The sequence below is a fragment of the Streptomyces sp. RP5T genome (assembly GCF_003933965.1).
GTDB lineage: Bacteria > Actinomycetota > Actinomycetes > Streptomycetales > Streptomycetaceae > Streptomyces.
Genome location: NZ_RSAJ01000526.1, coordinates 1 through 5,797, shown reverse-complemented (window position 1 = coordinate 5,797; position 5,797 = coordinate 1). Strand labels below are relative to the sequence as shown.

3 protein-coding genes are annotated in these 5,797 nt (G+C 73.9%); 1 reads left to right on the top strand and 2 read right to left on the bottom strand.

Features of this window, described 5'->3' with window-relative positions:
• On the bottom strand, window positions 1-3,191 hold a 3,191-nt coding region (locus tag EHS43_RS35375; protein WP_148104162.1), incomplete at its 3' end, for a tetratricopeptide repeat protein.
• Between the two features lie 168 nt (window positions 3,192-3,359).
• On the opposite strand from EHS43_RS35375, the gene EHS43_RS35370 reads away from it, so the two are divergent.
• Complete coding sequence (locus tag EHS43_RS35370) at window positions 3,360-5,402, top strand: thioredoxin domain-containing protein (protein ID WP_125194722.1); 2,043 nt, start codon at window positions 3,360-3,362, stop codon at window positions 5,400-5,402.
• Here EHS43_RS35370 and EHS43_RS35365 read toward each other — a convergent pair.
• On the bottom strand, window positions 5,347-5,797 hold a 451-nt coding region (locus EHS43_RS35365; RefSeq protein WP_185806553.1), incomplete at its 5' end, for a Mut7-C RNAse domain-containing protein. The genes EHS43_RS35370 and EHS43_RS35365 overlap by 56 nt on opposite strands.

The window sequence follows — 5,797 nt, the reverse complement described above, 5'->3', positions numbered from 1 at the left end:
GATGTAACCCCCACCCCCATCACCTCGCGCGCATGACGGTTCGGGACCATTCCCAGGCGCCAGGCCTGCCAGCCTGTGTCCAGGTTCACGCCGCGCTCCAGCAGCAGTCCGTACGCGCCGACGTAGTCGTCCAGCTTCTCGTCCCGGGTGTCGTGTTCGCGGCGGGCCAGGTCCGAGAGTTCCTGCTGGGCGACCGCCGCGCCTATCTCCACGCCGCCCGGTGCCGCGTACGGCAGCAGGGTGCAGCGCAGGAAGCGGGCCCAGTCCTCGCCCCGCCGGTCGCCGTAGGAGGCGAACAGGGCCGCCGCCTCGTCGCACAGGGCGAGGGCCTGCGGGGTGCGGCCGTTGCCCGCGTCCACCACCGCCAGCTCCAGGCAGGTCCACGCCTCGCCGTGGGCGACGCCGATGCGCTGGAAGTCGGCGCGGGCGTCGACCAGCAGCTGACGGGCGAAGCCGGAGTTGCGCAGCGACCCCGTCTGCGCGGCCCGCTGGTCACGGGTGACGCGGGCCGAGTGGTGACGGGCGCAGGCCAGGCCGTAGACGTCCCGCATCCGGGAGAACATCGTGCGGGAACGCTCCAGCTCGCGGACCGCCAGGTCCAGGTTGCCGGTCTCCTCCAGCGCCTGGCCCAGGTAGTACACCGACCACGCCTCGCCGCGCGCGTCCTCGTTGTCACGGTGCCGGGAGGCCGCCTGGCGCAGGCCGTCCACCGCCGCCGACGGGTCCCCGGCCACCAGACGGGCCCGCGCCAGCTGGGTCATCGCCCACGCCTCGCCACGGGCGTCGCGGGTGCGGCCGTACAGGTCGAGGGCGGTTCTGAGCTCCGACTCCGCACGCGGCACGTCCCCCATCCGCAGCGAGAGCTGACCGAGCTGGAAGTGGGCCCAGGCCTCGCCGTGCACGGACTCGCCGGCGCGGTGCAGGACCAGGGAGCGGGTGAGCAGGTCCAGGGACTCGGCCACCCGGCCGCGGTCACGCTCGACGGCCGCGAGGGCGTGCATGGTCCAGGCCCGGTCGGTGGCCAGTTCGGGAGGCGCCTGGAGGTCCAGTGCCTCCTGGAGCTTCGCCGCCGCCTCCGTCAGCTGGCCCTGGTGGTGCAGCGTGATCCCCAGGGAGCACAGGGCGCGCGCGGCCCCCGCGTCGTGGTGGGCCTCCATGTAGAGGTCGACCACCGACGTCAGCGTGGTGCGCGCCTTGTCCAGCTCGCCCAGCTGACGGGCGGCGATACCGGTGCGCCACTGCACCGAACGGACCAGCAGCCCCTGGTCCACCGCCTGCGCCAACTCGCTGATCTCGCCCAGGCGGTAGAGGTCGCCGCGCAGCAGGCAGTAGTCGCACAGCGCGCCCAGCAGGTTGAGGACCGCCCCCTGGTTGACGCCGTCCGCGTGCCGCAGCGCGGCCGTGATGAAGCTCGACTCGTCGTCCAGCCAGCGCAGCGCCTCGTCGAGGGAGGTGAAGCCGTGCGGGCTGAAACGGTCCGAGCGGGTCGACATGTTGCCGTCGACCAGGCGCAGCACCGAGTCGGCGAGGTCGGCGTAGTTGACGATGAGGCGCTCCTGCGCGGCCGTGCGCTCGGCGGCCTCCTCCTCGTCCAGCAGTCTGGCCTGGGCGAAGGCGCGGACCACGTCGTGGACGCGGTAGCGGCTGCCGCGGACGTGGTCGATCAGGCCCGCGCGGGCCAGGGCCGTCAGATGCCGGACCGCCTCCGTCTCGTCGGTGGCCAGCAGCGCGGCGGCCGCGGCGGCGCCGAGCGAGGCCCGCCCGGCCAGCGCGAGCCGGCGCAGCAGCCGCCGGGCCTGCTCGGACTGGTCGGTGTAGCGCAGCCACAGGGCGCGTTCGACGGGCCCGACCGGGCCGTACGCGCCGAGATCCGCGGCGAGTTGGCGCGGGGAGCGGGGGCCGAGGGACGAGCCCGCGATACGCAGGGCCAGGGGCAGTCCGCCGCACAGCTCCCTGATCCGGTCGGCGGACTGGGCGTCGTAGGGGCCGGTGGCGGACTGCGCGGCCGCGTCCAGCAGTTCCTCGGCGCCCGCCGCCTCCAGGGCGTCGACCGGAAGCTCGTGGACGTGGGCGGCGAGGTCCGCGGGCAGGCCGAGCGGCTCGCGCGCGGTGACCAGGACGAGGCTGTCGGAGCGCTCGGGCACCAGGGTGCGGACCTGCTCGGGGTCCGAGGCGTCGTCCAGCACGATCGTCACCGGCAGCCCCGTCAGATGCTGGTGATACAGCTCGCTCAGCCGCTTGACCTGCTGGTCGGGGGAGGAGCGCTCACGGAACAGCAGCTGCTCGCGCGGGGCGCCGAGCCGGTTCAGCAGATGCAGCAGCGCGTCGCGGGTGGAGAGCGGGGACTCCTCCGGGTTGTCCCCGCGCAGGTCCACGACACAGGCCCCGCGGAAGTGGTCCTTCAGTTCGTGCGCGGCCCGGACCGCGAGTGCCGTGCGGCCGCTGCCGGGCGGCCCGTGCAGCACGACCACGGTGGGACGGGTCTCGGTGGTGGCGCGCGAGGCCTGCACCCACTGCCGGATGCGCCCCATCTCCGTCCGCCGGTCCGCGAACTCGCCTATTCGCTCCGGGAGTTGTGCGAACGACTGCTCCAGCACGCTTCTTCCGCGGGCCGCCGCGCTCTTGTCCGTGCCGCGCAGTCGCGGGCCCGCCTTCTTCGGCCCGGTCGACGCGCTCAGCACCCGCTGCTGGTCGAGGAAGGGCCGGATCCCCCGTACCTCCAACGCCGTCAGCCACTGGAGCCGCAGCTGTTCCGGGCCGCCGGGCTGGCCGAGGGCGCCCGCCCGGTGGTGTGCGGCCGGCAGGTGAGAGCCGGCCACCTTCACTACGGTCGCCGCCGCGCCCGCCACGCCCACGACCACACCCGCGCTCAGCGCGGTGCCCGCGCCGGTGCCGAGCGCCAGGTCGGCGACGGCGGCGGCCAGGGCTGCGACCGCCGCCACCAGCAGGGGAGTTCCGGACGCCTCCTTCGCGTACCGCTGCCCGAAGCTGAGCTGCCCGGCCTGCGCCTCGTCCAGCGCGCGCGTGTAGGCCTCGTACTCCTCGGCGGCGGTCTGCGCCATCGCGTCCAGTGATCCACGGGCCCGCGCGAGCAGTACGGCGCCGTCGATCCGCCCGCCCGAGCGCCGCACCTCCTCCTCCACGGCCCGCCCCAACAGCCTTTCGGCTTCCGCCCGATGGCTGTCCCGCATGTCACGTCCCCCTCCGGCGGCAACGGCTTTCTTGGTCAAGTGTGCTGCCGACGGGGCATCGGGGCGAGAGGGCGAACGCTCCGGGCGTGACCGGGAGGGTCCGCCGACGTCACCGTCCGGGACCCGCCTGCCGCCCGACCCGAGGGGTACTGCGGCAGGATGGACCCCATGCCGAACCGACTGGCCCACGAGACGTCCCCCTACCTCCTCCAGCACGCGGACAACCCGGTCGACTGGTGGCCCTGGTCGGCCGAGGCCTTCGAGGAGGCGCGGAAGACGAACAAACCCGTTCTGCTGAGCGTCGGGTATTCGAGCTGCCACTGGTGTCACGTCCTCGCCCGGGAAAGCTTCGAGGACGAAGCGGTCGCCGCTTTCATGAACGAGCACTTCGTCAACATCAAGGTCGACCGCGAGGAGCGCCCCGACGTCGACGCCGTCTACATGGAGGCCGTGCAGGCCGCCACCGGGCAGGGCGGCTGGCCCATGACCGTGTTCCTCACGCCGGAGGCCGAGCCCTTCTACTTCGGCACCTACTTCCCGCCCTCGCCCCGCCAGGGCATGCCCTCCTTCCGGCAGGTGCTGGAGGGGGTCCGGGCCGCCTGGAGCGACCGGCGGGACGAGGTCGCCGAGGTCGCCGGGAAGATCGTGCGGGACCTCGCCGGGCGGGAGATCTCCTACGGCGACTCGCAGGCGCCCGGCGAGGAGCAGCTGGCCGCGGCGCTGCTCGGGCTGACGCGCGAGTACGACGCGCAGCGCGGGGGGTTCGGCGGGGCGCCGAAGTTCCCGCCGTCCATGGTGGTGGAGTTCCTGCTGCGCCACCACGCCCGCACCGGTGCCGAGGGCGCCCTGCAGATGGCGCAGGACACCTGCGAGCGCATGGCCCGCGGCGGCATCCACGACCAGCTGGGCGGCGGTTTCGCCCGCTACTCCGTGGACCGCGACTGGATCGTGCCGCACTTCGAGAAGATGCTCTACGACAACGCGCTGCTGTGCCGGGTCTACGCGCACCTGTGGCGGGCGACCGGCTCCGACCTCGCCCGTCGGGTCGCGCTCGACACCGCCGACTTCATGGTGCGTGAACTGCGCACCGCCGAGGGCGGGTTCGCGTCCGCGCTGGACGCCGACAGCGACGACGGGACCGGCCGGCACGTCGAGGGCGCCTACTACGCGTGGACGCCGGAGCAGTTGCGCGCGGTGCTCGGGGAGCAGGACGCCGAGCTCGCCGCGCAGTACTTCGGGGTCACCGAGGAGGGCACCTTCGAGCACGGCCAGTCCGTCCTCCAACTCCCGCAGCAGGAAACGGTGTTCGACGCCGAGAAGGTCGAGTCGATCAGGCGGCGGCTGTTCGACGCGCGCGCGGAGCGGCCCGCTCCCGGCCGGGACGACAAGGTCGTCGCCGCGTGGAACGGGCTCGCGATCGCCGCGCTCGCCGAGACCGGGGCGTACTTCGGCCGCCCCGACCTGGTCGACGTCGCCCTAGGGGCCGCCGACCTTCTCGTACGGCTGCATCTGGACGAGCAGGCCCGGTTGTCCCGTACCAGCAAGGACGGTCAGGTGGGTGCCAACGCCGGGGTGCTGGAGGACTACGCCGATGTCGCCGAGGGGTTCCTCGCGCTGGCGTCGGTGACCGGGGAGGGGGTCTGGCTCGACTTCGCCGGGTTCCTGCTCGACCATGTGCTGACGCGGTTCACCGGGCCGGACGGGGCGCTGTTCGACACCGCCGCCGATGCCGAGCGGCTGATCCGGCGGCCGCAGGACCCGACGGACAACGCGGTGCCCTCCGGGTGGACGGCGGCGGCGGGGGCGTTGTTGTCCTACGCCGCGCAGACCGGGTCCGAGCCGCACCGGGAGGCGGCGCGGAAGGCGCTCGGGGTGGTGAAGGCGCTCGGGCCCCGGGTGCCGCGGTTCGTCGGGTGGGGGCTCGCGGTGGCGGAGGCGTTCCTGGACGGGCCGAGGGAGGTCGCGGTCGTGGGTCCCGCGGCGGCCGACGAGGCCACCAGGGCGCTGCACCGTACGGCACTTCTGGGTACCGCTCCCGGCGCGGTGGTCGCGGTGGGGGCGCCGGGCGGTGACGAACTGCCGCTGCTCGCCGACCGGGTGCTGGTCGAGGGCCGGCCCACCGCGTACGTGTGCCGGCACTTCACCTGTGACGCGCCTACGACCGACGCGGAGGCGCTGCGGGCGGCGCTGGGTGGCCGGCCGGTCGGTTAGCCTCCGCCAGGGCGTTCGCCACGATCGCCTCCAGCTGTTCGTGGTGGGCGCCCTTCCAGTAGGCGCGGCCGCACTCCTGGCACTGGGCGAAGACGTCGTACGACCGTTCCGTGCCGCCCTCCAGGCGGTCCGCCACCTCTTCCTTGGTGGCCTCGCGCAGCAGGCCGTTGCAGGCGGTGCAGCGGGTCCAGGGCCGCAGTTCGGGGCGGAAGCGCTCCAGGACGTCGCTGAGCTGGTCCTCGGGCCGGGTGCTGTACACGAACGCGCCCGCCCACAGTTCCCTGCGGTGCAGCAGGCCCCGGTCGCGGCTGAGCATGACGCGTTTCTCGGTGGCCGAGCGGGTGGCGAGGGCGGGGTCGCCGATGTCCGTGGACTCGTACGCGGTGTCCACGCCG

Bases quoted from the DNA above. Each gene is read 5' to 3' on its own strand.
- EHS43_RS35370 (WP_125194722.1), top strand. From the start codon at position 3,360: ATGCCGAACCGACTGGCCCACGAGACGTCCCCCTACCTCCTCCAGCAC.